General features: G+C 69.1%; 16 protein-coding genes. 9 read left to right on the forward strand and 7 right to left on the reverse strand.

Annotation, left to right across the window (positions count from 1 at the left end):
* Positions 1–60: 60 nt before the first annotated feature.
* Positions 61–345: a VOC family protein gene (locus tag V7D28_RS07580; RefSeq protein WP_333586771.1), complete on the forward strand. Its 285-nt coding sequence runs from the start codon at positions 61–63 to the stop codon at positions 343–345.
* A gap of 25 nt (positions 346–370) precedes the next feature.
* Here V7D28_RS07580 and V7D28_RS07585 read toward each other — a convergent pair whose 3' ends face one another.
* From V7D28_RS07585 to V7D28_RS07595, 3 genes are all read right to left on the reverse strand, one after another.
* Entirely contained in the window at positions 371–937 is a 567-nt protein-coding gene (locus V7D28_RS07585) for a methylated-DNA--[protein]-cysteine S-methyltransferase (RefSeq protein ID WP_333586772.1), read from the reverse strand.
* A complete protein-coding gene (locus V7D28_RS07590) occupies positions 934–2,427 on the reverse strand; it encodes an AlkA N-terminal domain-containing protein (RefSeq protein ID WP_333586773.1) in 1,494 nt (497 codons plus the stop codon). The genes V7D28_RS07585 and V7D28_RS07590 overlap by 4 nt, the downstream gene beginning before the upstream one ends.
* 344 nt (positions 2,428–2,771) lie before the next feature.
* Entirely contained in the window at positions 2,772–2,963 is a 192-nt protein-coding gene (locus V7D28_RS07595) for a 6-carboxytetrahydropterin synthase (protein ID WP_333586774.1), read from the reverse strand.
* Between the two features lie 71 nt (positions 2,964–3,034).
* Here V7D28_RS07595 and V7D28_RS07600 point away from each other — a divergent pair, with 71 nt between their 5' ends.
* The gene (locus tag V7D28_RS07600) at positions 3,035–3,526 is read left to right on the forward strand and encodes a hypothetical protein (protein WP_333586775.1); all 492 of its coding nucleotides are present in this window, start codon (positions 3,035–3,037) and stop codon (positions 3,524–3,526) included.
* A 231-nt stretch (positions 3,527–3,757) separates the two neighbouring features.
* On the opposite strand, the gene V7D28_RS07605 is transcribed toward V7D28_RS07600, so the two are convergent.
* A complete protein-coding gene (locus tag V7D28_RS07605) occupies positions 3,758–4,960 on the reverse strand; it encodes a Fic family protein (RefSeq protein ID WP_333586776.1) in 1,203 nt (400 codons plus the stop codon).
* A gap of 906 nt (positions 4,961–5,866) precedes the next feature.
* Between V7D28_RS07605 and cysD the strand changes: the two genes are divergently transcribed.
* Complete coding sequence (gene cysD / locus V7D28_RS07610) at positions 5,867–6,814, forward strand: sulfate adenylyltransferase subunit CysD (RefSeq protein ID WP_333586777.1); 948 nt, start codon at positions 5,867–5,869, stop codon at positions 6,812–6,814.
* Entirely contained in the window at positions 6,814–8,703 is a 1,890-nt protein-coding gene (gene cysN / locus V7D28_RS07615; RefSeq protein WP_333586778.1) for a sulfate adenylyltransferase subunit CysN, read from the forward strand. The genes cysD and cysN overlap by 1 nt, the downstream gene beginning before the upstream one ends.
* A 77-nt stretch (positions 8,704–8,780) precedes the next feature.
* Here the strand turns inward: cysN and V7D28_RS07620 are convergent, their stop codons facing one another.
* On the reverse strand, positions 8,781–9,251 hold the full coding sequence (locus V7D28_RS07620) for a c-type cytochrome (protein WP_333586779.1): 471 nt from the start codon (positions 9,249–9,251) through the stop codon (positions 8,781–8,783).
* Between the two features lie 301 nt (positions 9,252–9,552).
* On the opposite strand from V7D28_RS07620, the gene V7D28_RS07625 reads away from it, so the two are divergent.
* From V7D28_RS07625 to V7D28_RS07635, 3 genes are read left to right on the forward strand one after another with little or no spacing between them, the layout of a single operon-like run.
* Complete coding sequence (locus V7D28_RS07625; protein ID WP_333586780.1) at positions 9,553–10,263, forward strand: ABC transporter ATP-binding protein; 711 nt, start codon at positions 9,553–9,555, stop codon at positions 10,261–10,263.
* Positions 10,260–12,620: an ABC transporter permease gene (locus V7D28_RS07630; RefSeq protein ID WP_333586781.1), complete on the forward strand. Its 2,361-nt coding sequence runs from the start codon at positions 10,260–10,262 to the stop codon at positions 12,618–12,620. Before V7D28_RS07625 ends, V7D28_RS07630 begins: the two co-directional genes overlap by 4 nt.
* A gap of 2 nt (positions 12,621–12,622) precedes the next feature.
* Entirely contained in the window at positions 12,623–13,783 is a 1,161-nt protein-coding gene (locus tag V7D28_RS07635; protein WP_333586782.1) for an efflux RND transporter periplasmic adaptor subunit, read from the forward strand.
* A gap of 18 nt (positions 13,784–13,801) precedes the next feature.
* Here V7D28_RS07635 and V7D28_RS07640 read toward each other — a convergent pair whose 3' ends face one another.
* Complete coding sequence (locus tag V7D28_RS07640; protein ID WP_333586783.1) at positions 13,802–15,853, reverse strand: AsmA family protein; 2,052 nt, start codon at positions 15,851–15,853, stop codon at positions 13,802–13,804.
* Positions 15,854–16,022: 169 nt separating this feature from the next.
* On the opposite strand from V7D28_RS07640, the gene V7D28_RS07645 reads away from it, so the two are divergent.
* Together V7D28_RS07645 and V7D28_RS07650 are read left to right on the forward strand one after the other, a co-directional pair.
* Positions 16,023–16,700, forward strand: a complete 678-nt coding sequence (locus V7D28_RS07645) for a nitroreductase (protein ID WP_333586784.1) — start codon at positions 16,023–16,025, stop codon at positions 16,698–16,700.
* 55 nt (positions 16,701–16,755) lie between these two features.
* Positions 16,756–16,941 (forward strand): hypothetical protein, encoded by a 186-nt coding sequence (locus V7D28_RS07650; RefSeq protein ID WP_333586785.1) that lies wholly within the window; start codon positions 16,756–16,758, stop codon positions 16,939–16,941.
* Positions 16,942–16,956: 15 nt separating this feature from the next.
* Here the strand turns inward: V7D28_RS07650 and V7D28_RS07655 are convergent.
* Positions 16,957–17,395 (reverse strand): sugar transferase (locus V7D28_RS07655; RefSeq protein WP_333586786.1); only part of this gene is annotated, 439 nt, incomplete at its 5' end.

The following is a 17,395-nucleotide window of genomic DNA, read 5'->3' on the forward strand; positions in this document are numbered from 1 at the left end:
CTTGAATCACGCTTCGGACCCAGTGGGAATCCTAAGAGTCCACAGCTCCTAGGGCTTGCGGTGCGCAGCAGCGACGAACATGGTGATTTTCTGGAAGCGGGGGAGACCCTTGTCCGCCTTACGGCCTTGCCGGACTACAAGCCGCACCCCCACCCGGTGTTCGGCTGGGACGTTCAAGACATCGCCGTTGCGGCCCGAGCCCTGGGGGAGCGGGGCGTGAAGTTCACCATTTACGAGGGTCTGGGCCAGGACGACCTCGGCGTCTGGACCTCGCCGGACGGGAAGGCCAAGGTCGCCTGGTTCAACGATCCCGACGGCAATGTCCTCAGCCTGTCCCAGACCTGACGGCGCCCCTCGCCTCTCCCGGCCCTCAGGCGCCGAAGAGAAACGGCTGGCCAAGGTCCACGCGGGTCCCGACACTTTCCACGCCCTCGTGGCGCAGCAGCCAGAGCTTGCGCTCCAGCCCGCCCCCATAGCCGGTGAGACTGCCATTGGCGCCGATCACCCGGTGGCAGGGGACCACCAGCCCCAAGGGGTTGGCGCCGTTGGCCAGGCCCACCGCCCGCACGGCCTTGGGCGCGCCGATCCGGGCGGCGAGCGCGCCATAGCTCTCCGTGCGGCCCGGCGGAATGTCCGTCAGGGCGCGCCACACCGCCTGCTGGAAGGCGGTGCCGCCCAGGGTCCAGGGCACGGCGGCCAGGGCGGTGAGCTCACCGGAGAAGTAGCGCTCGAACGGCTCGATCAGGGCTGCGGGCGCGGGCGCGGGCTCCAGGCTCGCCGCGCGCTGTTGCCGGGCCAGCAGGCGCAGCATGCGGCTCTCATGGCTCTCCCAGTCGAAGGCGCGCAGCCGGCCCTCGCCGTCAAAGACCAGGGCGGCGTCACCGAGCGGGGTGGCGAGCGGGGCGCGGAACAGGCGTACAGGCGGCGGAGCGGTCATGCTGCAGTGTCCTTGCGGCTTGGCGCGGGAGCGGACGGCGCCTGGGCGTCGGCCGTCCACAGATGAAGGGCGGCATAGGCGCGCCACGGGCGCCAGGCCTCGGCCCGACGGGCCAGTTCAGCAGGGCTGGGCCGCACCCCGGCCTCATCGGCCAGGGCGCGCATCAGGGCGATGTCGCCATGGGGAAAGGCGTCCGGCTCCCGCAGCTGGCGCAGGGCGATGTATTGGGCGGTCCATTCCCCGATCCCCGGCAGGGCCTTCAGCCTCGCCACCGCGGCCTCCAAAGAGCCCCGCGGGCTGAACAGCAGCGGGTCGGCGGCGGCGGCCTGGGCCAGGCCCACCAGGGCGCGGGCCCGGGCGCCGGGCATGGGCAGGGTGGCCGGGTCCAGGGCGGCAAGGGCCTCTGGCGTCGGAAACAGGTGGGTGAGGCCCGGCAGGGTCAGGGGTTCGGCGAGCGGCGCCCCGTGCGACTGGCTGAGCCGGCTGGCCAGATTGCGGGCGGCCGCCACGCTGATCTGCTGGCCAAGGATGGCGCGCACCGCCAGCTCGAACCCCTCCCAGGCGCCCGGCGCCCGCAGGCCGGGCCGGGCCGCCACCAGCGGCGCCAGCAGGGGATCTGAGGACAGGTGCGCCCCGATGCGGTCCGGATCGGCGGCGAGATCGAACACCCGGCGGACCCGGGCGATCACCTGCGGCAAGGCCCTCAGGGTCGGGAAGCGCACGCTCACCGAAAGGCTCGCCCCCCGCCCAGGCGCCACACGCACAGAGCCGGCCTCCTGGCCGATCCGCAAGGTGCGGGCATAGGCGTCGCCATCCACCTGCTCCACGCCGGGAATGGCCCGGGCACGGAGGAAATCCAGCACCATGTCCCAGTCATAGGGCGGGCGGTAAGCGAGGTTTAAGCTCACCCCGCCCTCCATCGACGCTGCCCCCCTGCTCCGGCGCAGGGCGAGCGGCGGGCGGCCATAGAGCTGCTGGAAGGTTTCGTTGAACCGCCGCACGCTGCCGAAGCCGGCAGCCAGCGCCACCTCGCCCATGGGCAGATGCGTCTCCTGGATGAGCTGCTTGGCCAGCAGCACCCGTCGGGTCTGGGCCACCCCCACCGGCGAGGCGCCCAGATGGGTCTTGAACAGCCGGCGCAGCTGACGCCCCCCCATGCCAAGGCGCTCGGCCAGGGCTTCCACATCGCCCTCGTCCAGGGCGCCGTCCTCGATCAGCGATAGGGCGCGGCTCACTGTGCTGGAACTGCCCCGCCAGGCCGCCAGGTCCGGCGAAGACTCCGGCCGACAGCGCAGGCAGGGCCGGAAGCCCGCGTCCTGGGCCGCGGTCGCCGAGCCGAAGAAGGTCACATTGCGCCGGAGCGGCGTGCGCGCCGGGCATATGGGCCGGCAATAGACGCCAGTGGTGCGCACGCCCACAAACAAGCTTCCGTCCAGTCGCGGGTCGCGGGCGCTGAGCGCGCGGTAACAGGCGTCGTCATCCAGATCCATCGCCCGACCATTCCCTAGGCCGACCGGGATGTCTCGCGGTTTTCGGACATGGAGAATGGTGATCTTTCCCCATTGACCTGGCCCCCGTTTCTGATCTGTTGCCCGAAGACCGGGCCGCGAGCGGCCCCAACCCGTCATTTCGACCGTTATGGCGTCTTGCACGATCGCGCATTGTGTCCGCTTGGGACGGCCCCTCACGCCGTCCATGCTTGCGAGAAGCGCGGCTCGAGCCTCACGCCTGCTCCAGCCCAGCCGGCCTGCGGCGACCTGACGGCTTGGGACACGATCCCAGCCGATCGAATTCGCACCTCGCCCGATCGTCTTCGGCCACCAGGAGGGCGCGATCAAAGACGTCGTGCAGCCACTCCCGAATGCGCCCGAAAACCATCCGATCCGAAATCGACCACCCAACCCCGGACGTCGAGTTGCTCGGCGGCGAACGTGAAGCGGAAGCCAAGCGTGTCGCCATGCAGCAGCGCACAGTGGCTGTCCGCCGCCCATTGCCGAACGGCGCAGCTCAGACCCGCGCTCGGCACCGTAGGTCGCTTCCCTCGTCCGTGTTCTACGCTACGTTGCTCGGCGTCCTTAGACGATCCGAGCGAGCAAAATGACCGTGCGAACCAAGCCTGTCGCCCAAGCCGTGGTCTTGACCGCCCTGGTCGCCTTCCTCGCTCGCGCCGGACCTGCGAGCGCTCAGAGTGAAGCTCAATCCCTGGCCGACCTGATCGGCGCACCTTTGCCGAAGTTCCCTGAGGGCGAAGAGTTGCAGGCCCTGTTGAAGGCCGCCACCGCCCACCCGCTCGGAAGCGCTGAGAACCCTGTCCGCCTCGGCAGCATCCGCGCCTCCTACATCTACATCAGCCGGCTGCGGTGCGCGGACGGCTCGCGGCCGGTTTCACACCGCCTGGGACAGTCGAGCAAGATGGCCTTCGGTCGGATCGCCGATGCCTACCAAGTAGATTGCGGCGCTCAGCCCTCTGGATCGGTCGAGGTCCACATCGATCCCTATCATCCCGGCCATGATGAGGACCGCGCCCCGACCGGCTTCACCCTGACGGGTGTAACCTCTGAACAGCCTGCAGCGGCCCGACCACGCTAACGACCTCTAGCTGTTGCATGGCTGCTCTGCGCCGATGGCGTCGATTTAGTCGGTTGATGATCCGGTGCAGGCCGTCCAGCGGCTGCCAGCCCGCTCGTGGCCACACGGTCCACCGCCTCGCGCTTGAACGACTTTGGAGACACCCGACGCGTACCGCTCATCGAACACTCCTCTCCAGGCTCAAAAGCATAGCGTGGGTGTCCACTGAAACTCGGGAGGATCCCAATAGGGTCATCCCGGTGATGGCCCGTGATTGACTAGAGGCTCTTCCCGGTTGTCGGCGAAGAGGTTGATGTAGGGGCTGTACTGGTAGATGCGGTACCGCTCCTGCCCCGTCACCTCGAACAGGATGCCCGCGTCCACGAACCGCTGCACCAAGCCATTGGCGGGTGGATAGGTGATGCCCAGGCGCTTTTGGACCGATCCGACCGTCACAATCGGGCTGCGGAATAGGGTCTCCAAGATGATCAGCCCATTGCCGGCGGCCCGACCGAAGCGCTCCGTCACCAAGCTCCGGTGACGCTCGCGCAGGCCGACGATAGCGCGCGCGGTTTCAGTGGCTTCAAGGCTGACAGTGGCGATCCCGGCCAGGAAGAACTTGATCCAGGCCTCCCATTCGCCGCGGTCGCGTACGGCCTGGAGGCGTTCGTAATATTCGGTCCGATTGCGTTTAAAATAATGTGAGATGTAGAGGACGGGCTTCCGCAGGATTTCGTTCTGCATCAGCAGGAAGGTGATCAGCAGCCGGCCCACGCGGCCATTGCCATCTAGGAATGGGTGGATAGTTTCGAACTGTGCGTGGATCAGGCCGATCTTCACAAGCGCCGGAAGATGGACGCTGGAGTGCATGAAGGTCTCGAGATCGCCGAGCGCGTTCATCACCTCGTGCGGTGGCGGCGGAACGAAAGTTGCGGTCTGCAAGGTGCAACCGCCTGGCCCGATCCAGTTCTGCGATTTCCGTACCTCTCCAGGATTCTTCTCCCGCCCCCGGACGTCATGCAGCAACTCGTTATGAATCTCCTTTACCAAGCGGATGCAGAGTGGGAGGTCCTCGAGTCGCTTCAGGCCGTAGTTCATCGCCGCGACGTAGTTGAGCACTTCACCGACGTCGCTCGGATGATGCGGATCGAAGACGCTGGCCTCGACCTCGAGTACGTCAGCGAGGGATGATTTCGTGCCCTCGATCTGGCTAGAGAGCACAGCTTCCTTGCGGATATACATCAGCACGAAGAGGTCAGGATTGGGCAGAGTCTGGATCGAGCCGTCCAGGCGGCCGAGTGCGCGATCCGCGCGAGATAGTAGCGTCTGCATCTCGTCATCGAAATTCAGAGCTGGCTCGGGCGGCAGCTGCCGCGGGATAAATGCGGAATATCCACTCGGTTGACGTACATAGCGCCCTGCACGATCCGATTTCGGTGTTGCCGGCTCGCTCACGAATCTCGCTCCAATTATGCGTAGCAATTAATTGTATCCGATTTTTTCGTCCAACGAAGGGCTGCGCATAGTTAGCGGGGCGAATTTCAGCCGGGGAAGCGGATGCGCGCTTTGCTCGCCGATCGAAGATCCGCCCGCGAACCGGGCCACTAATTAATAGCTGCGGATAATTAGCAGCGAATTTTTCTGCTAAAATTCCGCAGCGCTTGCTTAGCGTGCCTCAAGGCGGCTTATTAAGGGTTGCCCAAAATCACCGGCGGCGTTTACCGGCGGCGTGGGGCTTCGCTTCGTTAGCGGGCCAGCGCACCCTGCCGAAGACCGGACGCTCCCAGCCGCTGATATGAGCCCAACCTGACCGTTCCGCAGGGCCTCTCACGTACGGCTACGACCTTGCCGCAGAGCAGATCTAACGGACCCGGCAACGAGCCGAATCCTTCATTTTGCGGTGCTCTAATGGCCGAACAGCATGCTGGTCATCAGCTCCTGGGGCGCGCTCCTCTGCTCGAAGTGGGTCGTTCTCCGGCTTCAGCCGAGCGTTCTCGGCAGCCAAGTCAGACGGCGACGGCGCCATCGCCTGGGTACTAGGACGCCACGATCCTCTCGTCGCTATGCGCCCGACGTCTCGGCGGCGCTGCCGACAGCAGCCAAAGATCTGCAGCGGTGGGCTTCTCTTGCCCCGATCGCCGCCGCTGAACGTCGAGGCTCAGAGGCACTCTCCATGGCGTTAGAAATTCTATGCCCTCTGTCGCCAACTTTGACAGATTTGATCACGATCTAATATTGCCTCGCCATAGCCATGGACCTAAGTCCGTGGGGCTCAGGCTCAGTGTTCGCCCCTTGGCCGATCGAGTTAAGACCGCGCCAGTACGATGTCCGAGTTTTAGAAAACCTAACTTAAGGCTAGCCATGACGCTCCCAGACAAGGGCTCGATTGCTAATATCGCAGAGGCCGCCGGGACACTTACCCACCTGCAGCGCCTTGAGGCGGAGAGCATCCACATCATGCGGGAGGTGGTTGCGGAGGCCGAACGCCCCGTCATGCTCTATTCGGTGGGCAAGGACTCCGCGGTGATGCTGCACCTTGCGGCCAAGGCCTTCTACCCCTCCAAGCCGCCCTTCCCGCTTCTACACGTGGACACCACGTGGAAGTTCAAGGCCATGTACGAGATGCGCGAGCGCATGGCCAAGGAATTGGGCTTCGAGCTTTTGGTCCACCGCAACCCCGAGGCGTTGGAGCGCGGCATCAATCCCTTCGAGCACGGCTCGGCCCTGCACACCGACATGTGGAAGACCGAGGGCCTGAAGCAGGCGCTGGACAAGTACGGTTTCGACGCGGCCTTCGGCGGCGCCCGCCGCGACGAGGAGAAGTCCCGCGCCAAGGAGCGCGTCTTCTCCTTCCGCTCGGCCCAGCACCGCTGGGACCCCAAGAACCAGCGGCCCGAACTGTGGGACCTCTATAACGTCCGCAAGAACAAGGGCGAGAGCATCCGGGTCTTCCCGATCTCCAACTGGACCGAGCTGGACATCTGGCAATACATCCACCTGGAGAACATCCCCATCGTGCCCCTCTACTTCTCGGCCGAGCGGCCGGTGGTGGAGCGCGACGGCACGCTCATCATGGTCGATGACGAGCGGATGCCCCTGCGGCCCGGCGAAACGCCGATGATGCGCTCGGTGCGTTTCCGCACCCTGGGTTGCTATCCCCTCACCGGGGCGGTGGAAAGCACCGCGGCCACCCTGCCCGAGATCATCCAGGAAATGCTGCTCACCACCACCTCGGAGCGCCAGGGCCGGGTCATCGACCACGACCAGGCCGCCTCGATGGAGAAGAAGAAGCAAGAGGGTTACTTCTGATGGCTCACCAGTCCGCCCTCATCGCCGAGGATATCGAGGCCTATCTCAAGGCCCACGAACACAAGAGCCTGCTGCGCTTCCTGACCTGCGGGTCGGTGGACGACGGCAAGTCCACCCTGATCGGCCGCCTGCTCTATGACTCGAAGATGATCTTCGAGGACCAGATGGCCGCCCTGGAAGCCGACTCCAAGAAGGTCGGCACCCAAGGGGGCGACATCGACTTCGCCCTGCTGGTGGACGGCCTGGCCGCCGAGCGCGAGCAAGGCATCACCATCGACGTGGCCTATCGCTTCTTCTCCACCGACAAGCGCAAGTTCATCGTCGCCGACACCCCCGGGCACGAACAGTACACCCGCAACATGGTCACCGGCGCCTCTACGGCGGACGCGGCCATCATCCTGATCGACGCGCGCAAGGGCGTGCTGACCCAGACGCGGCGCCACTCCTATCTGGTCAATCTGCTGGGCATCCGCCACGTCGTCGTGGCGGTCAACAAGATGGACCTGGTGGGCTGGAACCAGGAGGTGTTCGACACCATCCTGGCCGAGTACCACGACTTTGCCGCCCAGGTGGGGATCAAGGCCTTCACCGCCATCCCGATGTCGGCGCTCAAGGGCGACAACATCACCGAGAAGAGCGACAAGGCGCCCTGGTACGCGGGCCCGCCGCTCATGGCCCATCTGGAGGCCCTGGAGGTCGAAGACGACCTGCGGGAAAAGCCGTTCCGCATGCCGGTCCAGTGGGTGAACCGCCCCAATCTCGACTTCCGCGGCTTCTCCGGCCTCGTGGCCTCGGGCGTCATCGCCCCCGGCGACAAGGTCAAGGCCCTGCCGTCCGGCCGCGAGAGCACCGTGGAGCGGATCGTCACCATGACCGGCGACCTGCCCCGGGCGGTGGCCGGCCAGTCGGTGACCATCACCCTGAAGGACGAGATCGACATCAGCCGCGGCGACGTGCTGTCGGTGGCCGGCCAGCCGCCGGAGGTGGCCGACCAGTTCGAGTCCACCATCGTGTGGATGGACGACGAGGCCATGCTGCCCGGCCGGCCCTATCTGATGAAGATCGGCGCCCGCATGGTGGGCGCCAGCATCACCGAGCCCAAATACAAGGTGAATGTGAACACCCTTGAACAGCTGGCCGCCAAGCGGCTGGAGCTGAACGAGATCGGCGTCTGCAACCTGTCGGTGGACGCTCCCATCGCCTTCGACGCCTATGCCGACAACCACACCCTGGGCGGCTTCATCCTCATCGACCGGATCACCAACCGGACGGTGAGCGCGGGCATGCTCCACTTCGCCCTGCGGCGCAGCCAGAACATCCACTGGCAGGCCACCGATGTCTCCAAGGCCTCCCGCGCCGCCCAGAAGGGCCAGAAGGGCCGCGTGGTCTGGCTCACGGGCCTGTCGGGCGCCGGCAAGTCGACCATCGCCAATCTGGTGGAAAAGCGGATGCAGGCCGACGGCCGGCACACCTATCTGCTGGACGGCGACAATGTCCGCCACGGGCTGAACAAGGACCTGGGCTTCACCGAGGAAGACCGGGTGGAGAACATCCGCCGGGTCGCCGAGGTGGCCAAGCTGATGGTGGATGCGGGCCTGATCACGCTCGTTTCCTTCATCTCGCCCTTCCGGGCGGAGCGCCGGATGGCCCGCGAGCTGATGGAGGACGGGGAATTCGTGGAGGTCTATGTCTCCACCCCCCTGGCCGTGGCCGAGCAGCGCGACGTGAAGGGCCTCTACGCCAAGGCCCGCTCGGGCCAGCTGAAGAACTTCACCGGCATCGACTCCCCCTATGAGGCGCCGGAGAACGCCGAGATCGTGGTGGACACCACCGCCATGTCCCCGGAAGAGGCCGCCGAAACCATCGTCGCCTGGCTGCGGGACAACTAGGTCTCGTCGCCTGGCGGATGGATCGGGGCGCTGCGGGACCTCCTGCAGCGCCCTTTTTCGTTCCGGCGCGCCGAGGCTCAGTCCTTCAGGCGGTACTGATCGTGGCAGGCGGCGCAGGCCTGACCCGTCGCCCGTGCGCCGCGCCGCGCCGCCTCGACGTCCTTGGCGGCGACGGCGACCTTCAGCGCCTCGGTCTCCCGGGCAAGCCGGCTGGCGGCGTCGGCGAAGCCGGCCGCGTCGGTCCAGATCTCCGGCCGGGCGGCGGTCTTCACCCCGGCCTCCGCGCCGCTGCCCTTGGGGAACCAGGTGGGCAACTGCTGGGCGTGAGCGCCCAGCCGTTCCGCCGCCGGCGTCAGCCGGGACCAGTCCGGGTTGTTGCCGCGCAACTGGTCATTGACCGTCTTGAACGCCGCCCCGATCTGCTTGAAGCCGGCCTGACGGCTTTCCACTGCCTTGCCGGCCGGCGTCTGGGCGATGGCCGCGCCCAGCAGGCCCGAGGTCAAGACGACGGCCACGGCGACCGCGGCGGAGGAAATCGGGGAGCGCATCGCGCCTCCTGCATCTGATGTGTCTGAAAATCTGACGAGTTTCAGCTCCGGCGTCCAGGGCGGTGAAACGTCGGGCGCCACGAGCCACCTGCCGCAGAACGGGCCGCCTCGCCTGCGGTTCAGTCGGCGCGCCCCCGTCGCGCCGCCACGGAGGGCCGAGGAGGTTTGACAAGGATCAGCGCCGCGCGCGGCCGCCGCGCTATGGTGCCTCCAGCGACCGAGGCCGACGGGCTCGGTGGCGCGGACGGAGCGGGCGACGAAGGATCTTGATCTTGCAGGCGAAGACGCGGCTGCGACCCCAATGAGCCTTGCGCCGGTCTTCTCGCTGAACGACCTGACCAAGGTCTATGGGGAAGGCGCCTCGGCGGTGACGGCGCTGCGCGGCGTGGACCTGGAGATCGCCGAAGGCGAGCTGATCGTCCTCCTGGGGCCGTCTGGGTCGGGCAAGTCCACCCTGCTCAATATTCTCGGCGGCCTGGACCAGCCCAGCAGCGGCCAGGCGCTGTTCCGCGGCGCCGACATCGCCCACTTCGACGAACGCGCCCTCACCCAGTTCCGACGCCGGCACGTGGGCTTCGTCTTCCAGTTCTACAATCTCATCCCGAGCCTCACCGCCTTTGAAAACGTGGAACTGGTGGGCGAGGTGGCGACCAATCCCCTGCCGCCGGGAGAGGCGCTGGAAATGGTGGGCCTCGCCAATCGCATGCACCACTTCCCCGCCCAGCTGTCCGGCGGCGAACAGCAGCGGGTCGCGATCGCCCGGGCCATCGCCAAGCGCCCCAGCGTGCTGCTGTGCGACGAGCCCACGGGCGCCCTCGACATCACCACGGGGATCCTGGTCCTGGACGCCCTGACCCAGGTCAACCAGGCCACGGGCGCGGCCACCCTGCTGGTCACCCACAATGCCGACATCGCCCGGTTGGCCGACCGGGTGATCCGCTTCGCCGATGGGCGCATCCGCGCCCTCGAACGCAACACGGTGCGCGCCAAGCCCTCGGAGCTCGACTGGTGAGCCGGCTTGATCGCAAGCTGTTGCGGGACTTGGCCCGCCTATGGCCCCAGCTGCTGGCCGCCGTCCTGGTGCTGGGCGCGGGCCTTTCGACCCTGGTGATGGCCGGCGGACTGATCGTCGCCCTGGAGACGGCTCGGGACGGCTTCTACCAGAACCAGCGCATGGCCGACGTCTCCGCCTCCGCCGTGCGCGCGCCACTCAGTCTCGCAGAGACCCTCGCCGACATCCCGGGCGTTGCGGCGGTGGAGCCGCGGGTGTCGGGCTTCGCCGCCCTCACCCTGCCGGGCCGGGAGGGCGCCTATTCGGCAAGGGTGCTCTCCCTGCCGCCCCGGGGCCGTCCGGCGGTCAACGACCTGGCGCTGCGCCAGGGTCGGTGGCCGGAGCCTGGGCGCCTGACCGAAGCTCTGATCTCCAGCGCCTTCGCCGAGGCGAACGGACTGTCGCCGGGCGACACCCTGGTGGCGCTCATCCGGGGAAGTCGCGAGCAGCTCACCATCGTCGGGGTCGCCGATAGTCCGGAGTTCATCTTCTTCGCCCCGCCAGGGGAGCTCTTCCCGCAGATGGATCGCTTCGCGATCCTCTGGATCGGACGGGAGGGACTGGCGCGCGCCCTGGACCTGGACGGGGCGTTCAACGACGCCGCGCTCAGGCTGACCCCCGACGCCCGTCCAGCCGCGGTGATCGCCGCCATCGACGCGGTGCTGGCGCCCTATGGCGGTCAGGGCGCCATCGGCCGGGAGCACATGCTGTCGGACCGCTTCATCCGCGAGGAGCTGATGCAGCTGCGGACCATGGCCGCCACCCTGCCGCTGGCCTTCCTGCTGGTCGCCGCCTTTCTGGTGAATGTGACCCTTTCGCGGCTGGTGGCCACCGAGCGCGCCACCATCGGCCTGTTGAAATCGTTCGGCTTCAGCTCCTCGACTATCGGCTGGCACTACGGAAAACTGGCCCTGGCGGTCGCCCTGTGCGGCGCCCTGGCCGCGGTCGCGGGCGGCATGCTGCTCGGCCAGGCGCTGGGGGAGCTCTATCAGGACGTCTATCGCTTTCCGGTCTTCGCCTATGCGCCGACCCTGCCCGACATGCTCTGGACGGTCGCCACCGCCGTCGGCGCCTGTCTGCTGGGCGCAGCGCACGCCGTCTCCCAGGCGGCGCGTCTGGCCCCGGCGGTCGCCCTCGCCCCGCCGGCGCCGGTCTCCTTCCGCGCCGCCGGCCCGGTTGATCGGCTGCTCGGTCGGATGGACCCCCGCAGCCGCATCGTCGCCCGCCGCATCCTGCGCTTTCCCCGGCGGGCCGGCGCCACGGTCGTCGGAATCGCCCTGGCCCTGGCTTTGCTGGTCATGGCCGCCACCTTCCCCGCCTCGATGGCTCAGCTCCTCCGGGTGAACTTCGAAGAGGTGAACCGGCAGTCGGTCACCTTCACCTTCGCCGAAGCCCGCGGCCTGGGCGTCCTGCATGACCTGGCCGCCCTGCCGGGCGTGATGACGGCGGAGCCGGTGCGAATGCGCGAGGCGGTCTTTCTGTTCGAAGGGCGGCGGGAGCGCGAAGGCCTCATCGGACTGGTGGAGACCCCCACCCTGAACCGCCTGCTGGACGCCGACCTGCAGCCCCTCGCCGTGCGCGGCGACGGCCTCACCCTGTCGCGGCGGTTGGCCGAGAAGCTGGGCGCGCGGGCCGGCGACGTGGTCCGGGTGGAGACCACCGACGGGCGCAGGCTGGCGCGCAATCTCCGCGTGGTGTCCATCGCCGACACCTGGGTCGGCGGGGCGGCCTATATGGAGATCAACGCCCTTGCGCGGGCCTTCGGTGAAGCGCCCCGCGCTTCGGCCGCCCATGCCCTGCTCGACCTCAGCGCCCGGCCGGCCCTGGACGCCGCGGTGCGCGAGATCCCGGCCATCGTGTCGGCCTCCTATGCCGGGGACGCCCGCGCCTCGCAGACGGCGCTGTTCGAGCAGGGGGTGGGAATGATGGCGACGATGTTTCGGGTGTTCGCCGGTCTGATGGCGGTCGGGGTCGCCTTTTCCGCCGCCCGCGTCACCCTGGCCGAACAGGCGCGAGACCTGGCGACCCTGCGGGTCCTGGGCTTCACCCGCACCGAGTGTTCCCTGGTGCTGCTGGCGGAGATGGCGATCCTCTCCTTGCTGGCCGTCCCTCTCGGCCTCGTGCTGGGCCGACTCCTGGCCGGGGCGTTGATGCGGGCCTTCGAGACCGACTTCTTCACGCTCAAGCTGGTGATCGACCCCGCCGCCTATGCCGGCGCGGTGGCCTTCGTCATGGTTTGCGCGGCCCTGGCCACTCTCTTTGTTCGACGCGGCGTGGACGCCCTGTCCATGACCGAAACCCTGAAGGCGCGGAGCTGACCATGGCGAGCCCACGCAAAACCCGGCCCCTGGCGCCCCTCGCCCTCGGCGCGTTCATCCTGGTGGCGATCGCCGCCGCCGGCCTGTCGACCCTGCGGACGGCCACGCCGGTGGAGACAGCCCGGGTCGACCGTGGCCCCGTCGTCCTGGACGTCGTGGATGAAGGCGTCATCCGGGTGCGCGACGTGTTCGTGGTCTCCGCCCCGGCGGGCGGGGCGCTCACACGGGTGGACGTCCGTCCCGGCGACCGGGTGGAGCGGGGCCAGGTGCTGGCCCGCCTGGACCCGGCCCCGGCGGCCCCCCTGGACCCCCGGAGCGCCGGCCAGGCCGACGCCGCCATCCGCGCGGCGCGCGCGGGGGTGGATGAGGCCTTGGCGCAGCTGACCCTGGCCCGCCGGGAACAGGCGCGGGTCGCGCGGCTGGCCGAGCAGCGGGTCGCCGCCCCCGCCGCCCTGGACCAGGCCAACGCCCAGGTCGCCGCCGCCAAGGCCGCCCACGAGGCGCGTCTGGCCGAATGGCGGCGCGCCCGCGCGACCCTGGTTCCGGGCGAACAGGGGGCCGGCGGTCAAGCCGTCCGCGCCCCCATCTCCGGCGCGGTCCTGGAACGTCTTCAGGTCAGCGAGGCCGTGGTCGGGCCCGGCGCGCCCATTCTGACGCTGGGCGATCCGACCGACCTCGAGGCGGTGGGGGAATTCCTGAGCCAGGACGCCGTGCGCATTCCCGCCGGGGCCCGCGCCCGCATCGAAGACTGGGGCGGCGCCCCCCTGGCCGGCAGGGTGGAGCGTGTGGAGCCTTTCGCCCGCCTGCGGGTCTCCGCGCTTGGGGTGGAAGAGCAGCGCGCCAATGTGGTGGTCCGGCTCGACGATCCGGCCGCCGCCGCCCGTCTGGGCCATGGCTACCGCGTAAATGTCCGCGTTATCATCGCCGAGGAGGCCCAGGCTCTGCGCGCGCCCGTCGAGGCCCTGGTGCGCGACGCCCAGGGCTGGGGCGTCTTCGTCGTGGACGGCGGACGGGCGCGGCGGGTCGGCGTGGAGCTGGGAGAGGCGAGCGGCCCCTATCGGCCGGTGATCTCAGGGCTGGCCGAGGGCGATGAAGTGGTCCTCTTCCCGCCGCAGACCTTGAGGGATGGGACGAGCGTCAAGGCCCGCTCCGCGCAGGACTGAGCCGGCGGGCCGGCGATGTCACTCCGCCGGCGCCCCCTGCTGGCGCGCCTCCCCCACCAGGGCGCCGCAGTTGGCGTCTTCGGCGAGGCCCGGATCGACGAAGGGCAGCAGGGCGGCCAGGGGCGCGGCCAGGGCGCCCAGGGCCAGGCCAAGCCCGCCCTGGGCCAGGGCGGCGCCGGTCTCCACCCCGATCTGCGGCGCGGCGAAGGGGCCGCGGACGGTCACCGGCGCCATCAGCCGCACCAGGCGCGGCTCCTTGGGCTCGCCGTCGATGCGCAGGTCGAGCTGCTCCTCGCCGAGATTGATCTCGCCCGCGCCCTGCCCCAGCACCGGCGTGGTGTCGAAGATGAAGGGATCGGCGCGCATGACGCCGTTCCTTGCGCGGAAATGGGCCACGGCGCAGCGGACCTCGGTGCGGCTCTGATCGTCGCTGAGAAGAAGGCCGAGGCCGCGGGTCACATTGATCCCCAACAGTTCGGCGAAGGCCTCGCGGATCTCGCCCCGGGGGATCACCAGCAGCACCTCGCCGTCGGCGCTGGCCATGGTCTGGCGCACCGAGAGGCCCGCCCCGCTCAGCTTCACCCGGCCCACCAGGTCGCCGGACAGGGGCGCTGGCCCCTCCCCGACCGGCAGCAGGGTCTCCAGCCGCGCCCCGGTCAGCCGCATGTCGAGGCTTGTCCTGGGGGTGTCCTCGCGGGCGTCCAGCACGATCTGGCCGGCGAAGGCGCCCTGCGGCAGGGTGAAGGCCAGTTCGCGGGCGTCGAGCACCCCGTCCTTCAGGCTGAGGCGCAGGCGGCCGCCGCGCAGGGGCAGGTCCGGCGCCTCGATCCGCTCGGCGCGGTAGGTGAGCTCGGCGTCCATGGAGCGGATGCGGCGCACGTCCAGGGGCGCGTCGGGGAAGTAGCGGCGCTCCTGCCGCAGCTTGGCGGCCATGGCCGCCTGCTGAGGGGCGAGCGTCTCGCCCGCGGCGGTGGACGGCGCGCCGCCGAAGAGGGCCGCCAGGTCGTCGAAATCCAGCACGCGGGAGGAGAGCTCGGCCGTCAGCAGGGGCCGTTCGCCCCGCACGTCCACCTTCAGGTCGCCCGCCAGATCGCTGTCGCCGATGCGCCCGCCCAGGCCCGTGACGGTCCAGACCTGCTCGTCACGGCGCAGGCGTCCTTCCAGGCGGTAGGGGGGCGTGTTCGGGAAGGCCAGGCCGGTCAGCTGGTAGAGATAGGCCAGGTCCGGCCCGGCCGCCTCCAGCCGCAGATTGAGCTGGCCGAAGTCGAAGGGACGCATCAGGGCGCCCCGGGCGGTGATCTCCGTTCGCCCGGCGGTGATGTCCAGGCCAAAGCCATAGGGCTCGTCCGGATCGAGATTGACCAGGGGCGCGCCGCGGGCCCGCAGGCGGAAGGCCTCGCCGTTCAGCTGGCCCTCGCCCAGTAGGCGGAAGCCCTGAGCGCCCGCCTCGCCGCCCCCTTCGCGGGCCGAAACCTCGCCGGAGAAGTTCAGCCCCCGCACGTCGTCGCGCAAGGCCAGGCGGCCGTCCTGGACCACGAACCGGCGGATGGCCGGCAGGCGCGCGGGCCCCTCGTCCCGATCACCGGGCGAGAAGTCCCAGTTGACCTGTCCGTCGGCGGCGCGGCGCAGGCGCACGTCGGCGCCATGCAGCTCCAGGCGGGTCAGGATCTGGCGCCCGCGCAGCAGCGGCAGGATCTCCATCTGTACGGTGAGGCGCTCCACCGTGGCGGTGTCCCCCTCGCCGGCCCAGTCGGGATCGGCGATGCGCAGGCCCTGCACGGTGGCGCTGGGCCGGAGCGACCAGGGACGGACCGACAGCGGGCCCTCAATGCTGATGTCGCGCCCCGTGCGCGCCGAGGCGAAGGCCGAGACCGGGCCGCGCAGCATGTTCCAGTCCAGCAGCAGCAGGATCAGCACCAGCGTCAGGAGGACGGCGCCGAGGCCGCCCGCCCCGATCACGCCGCGGCGCCCCCAGGCCCGGCGGCCGTCAGGGGCGGACTGCACGGCCCACCAGGCCGACAGGCGATCCTGCAGGCGGCGGGCAAGCTGGGAAGGCGTGGACTGGGGCAAGGGCGGGAACTCCGAACGCTCCCGCCTAACGCCCCAGGCGAGGATCGGTCCCCCGGCCTCGCGGTGATCTTTCCCTTAGGTCGCGGTTGGCGGGAGGCGGGAAAGCTGCCAGTTCTGCCGCCTCGCAGGCCAGGGAGTCAGGCCTGCGCCGCCAACGGAACCCATGCCCATGCAATTCGATGACGTCATCCTCGGTCGCCGCAGCATCCGCGGCTACAAGCCCGATCCCGTTCCGCGGGAGCTGATCGAGGAGATCCTGACGCTCGCCATGCGCGCGCCGTCGTCCATGAACACCCAGCCCTGGAACTTCTACGTCATCACCGGCGAGCCGCTGAACCGCATCCGCGCGGGCAATACCGAGCGCATGGTGGCCGGCGTGCCCCAGTCGCGGGAATTCCGCACGGGCCAAGCCTTCGAGGGCAAGCATCGGGACCGCCAGGTGGGCGTGGCCAAGCAGCTTTTCGGCGCCATGGGCATCGCCCGCGACGACAAGGACAAGCGCCAGGACTGGGTGCTGCGGGGCTTCCGTCAGTTCGACGCGCCGGTCTGCATCATCGTCACCTATGACAAGGTGCTCGACGGCAGCGACGACACCCCCTTCGACTGCGGGGCGGTGACCACGGCCCTGGTGAACGCCGCCTGGTCCCGGGGCCTGGGGGCGGTGATCAACAGCCAGGGCATCATGCAGTCGCCGGTGGTGCGCGAACACGCCGGCATCGCCGACGATCAGGTGATCATGAAGTCCATCGCCCTGGGCTGGCCCGACGAGACCTTCCCCGCCAACGCCGTGGTTTCCGAGCGCAAGCCGGTGTCCGAGGCCGCCACCTTCGTCGGCTTCGAAGGCTGAGCCGCCTACGGAACCGCCGTGAGGCCTGGGGCGTAGCCTCCTGACGGAGGTGACGATGAGCCATCACGACAAGCAAGCCGAACCCGCTCCCGCGGACGCGCAAAAGACCCCGGCGGCAAGATCAGACGTCTCGACCGAGAGGCCCGCTGGCGAGGATCTGCGCCGGCGTGTCCAGGCCCAGCGGCGGCATGTCGAGGCCCAGACCGGACACGATCCCCTGAGCGCCGGCCTCGACGACTGAGCGCCCGCTCAGGTCTCAGTGCGATACGCCGCGGGCGCTGAGCGCCGCGCGGAGGGTGATGAGGATGATCTTCAGGTCCAGGGCGAAGCTGGCGCGGGCCATATAGTCGGCGTCGAGGCGCACCTTTTCCGGAATCGGCAGGTCGTCGCGGCCATTGATCTGGGCCCAGCCGGTGACGCCCGGCCGCAGGCGGTGGACGCCGGCCTGCGTCCGGAGGGCGATCAGGTCGTCCTGGTTGAAGAGGGCCGGCCTTGGTCCCACCAGGCTCATCTGGCCCACGAGCACGCTCCAGAGCTGGGGCAGCTCGTCCAGGCTCGAGCGGCGCAGGAACCGGCCCAGGGGCGTGATCCACCGCTCGGGCTCTTCCAGCAGATGGGTGGCCACGTCCGGCGTATCGGTGCGCATGGTGCGGAACTTGGGCATGGGGAAGAGCCGGTTGTGCCCCCCCCCCCCC

The organism is Phenylobacterium sp. (assembly GCF_036723115.1).
In the GTDB taxonomy this organism is placed as follows: Bacteria; Pseudomonadota; Alphaproteobacteria; order Caulobacterales; family Caulobacteraceae; genus Phenylobacterium.

Coding starts and splice junctions, on each gene's coding strand:
- V7D28_RS07585 (WP_333586772.1), bottom strand. CDS start 937: ATGACCGCTCCGCCGCCTGTACGCCTGTTCCGCGCCCCGCTCGCCACC.
- V7D28_RS07590 (WP_333586773.1), bottom strand. CDS start 2,427: ATGGATCTGGATGACGACGCCTGTTACCGCGCGCTCAGCGCCCGCGAC.
- V7D28_RS07600 (WP_333586775.1), top strand. CDS start 3,035: ATGACCGTGCGAACCAAGCCTGTCGCCCAAGCCGTGGTCTTGACCGCC.
- cysD (WP_333586777.1), top strand. CDS start 5,867: ATGACGCTCCCAGACAAGGGCTCGATTGCTAATATCGCAGAGGCCGCC.
- cysN (WP_333586778.1), top strand. CDS start 6,814: ATGGCTCACCAGTCCGCCCTCATCGCCGAGGATATCGAGGCCTATCTC.
- V7D28_RS07620 (WP_333586779.1), bottom strand. CDS start 9,251: ATGCGCTCCCCGATTTCCTCCGCCGCGGTCGCCGTGGCCGTCGTCTTG.
- V7D28_RS07625 (WP_333586780.1), top strand. CDS start 9,553: ATGAGCCTTGCGCCGGTCTTCTCGCTGAACGACCTGACCAAGGTCTAT.
- V7D28_RS07635 (WP_333586782.1), top strand. CDS start 12,623: ATGGCGAGCCCACGCAAAACCCGGCCCCTGGCGCCCCTCGCCCTCGGC.
- V7D28_RS07645 (WP_333586784.1), top strand. CDS start 16,023: ATGCAATTCGATGACGTCATCCTCGGTCGCCGCAGCATCCGCGGCTAC.
- V7D28_RS07650 (WP_333586785.1), top strand. CDS start 16,756: ATGAGCCATCACGACAAGCAAGCCGAACCCGCTCCCGCGGACGCGCAA.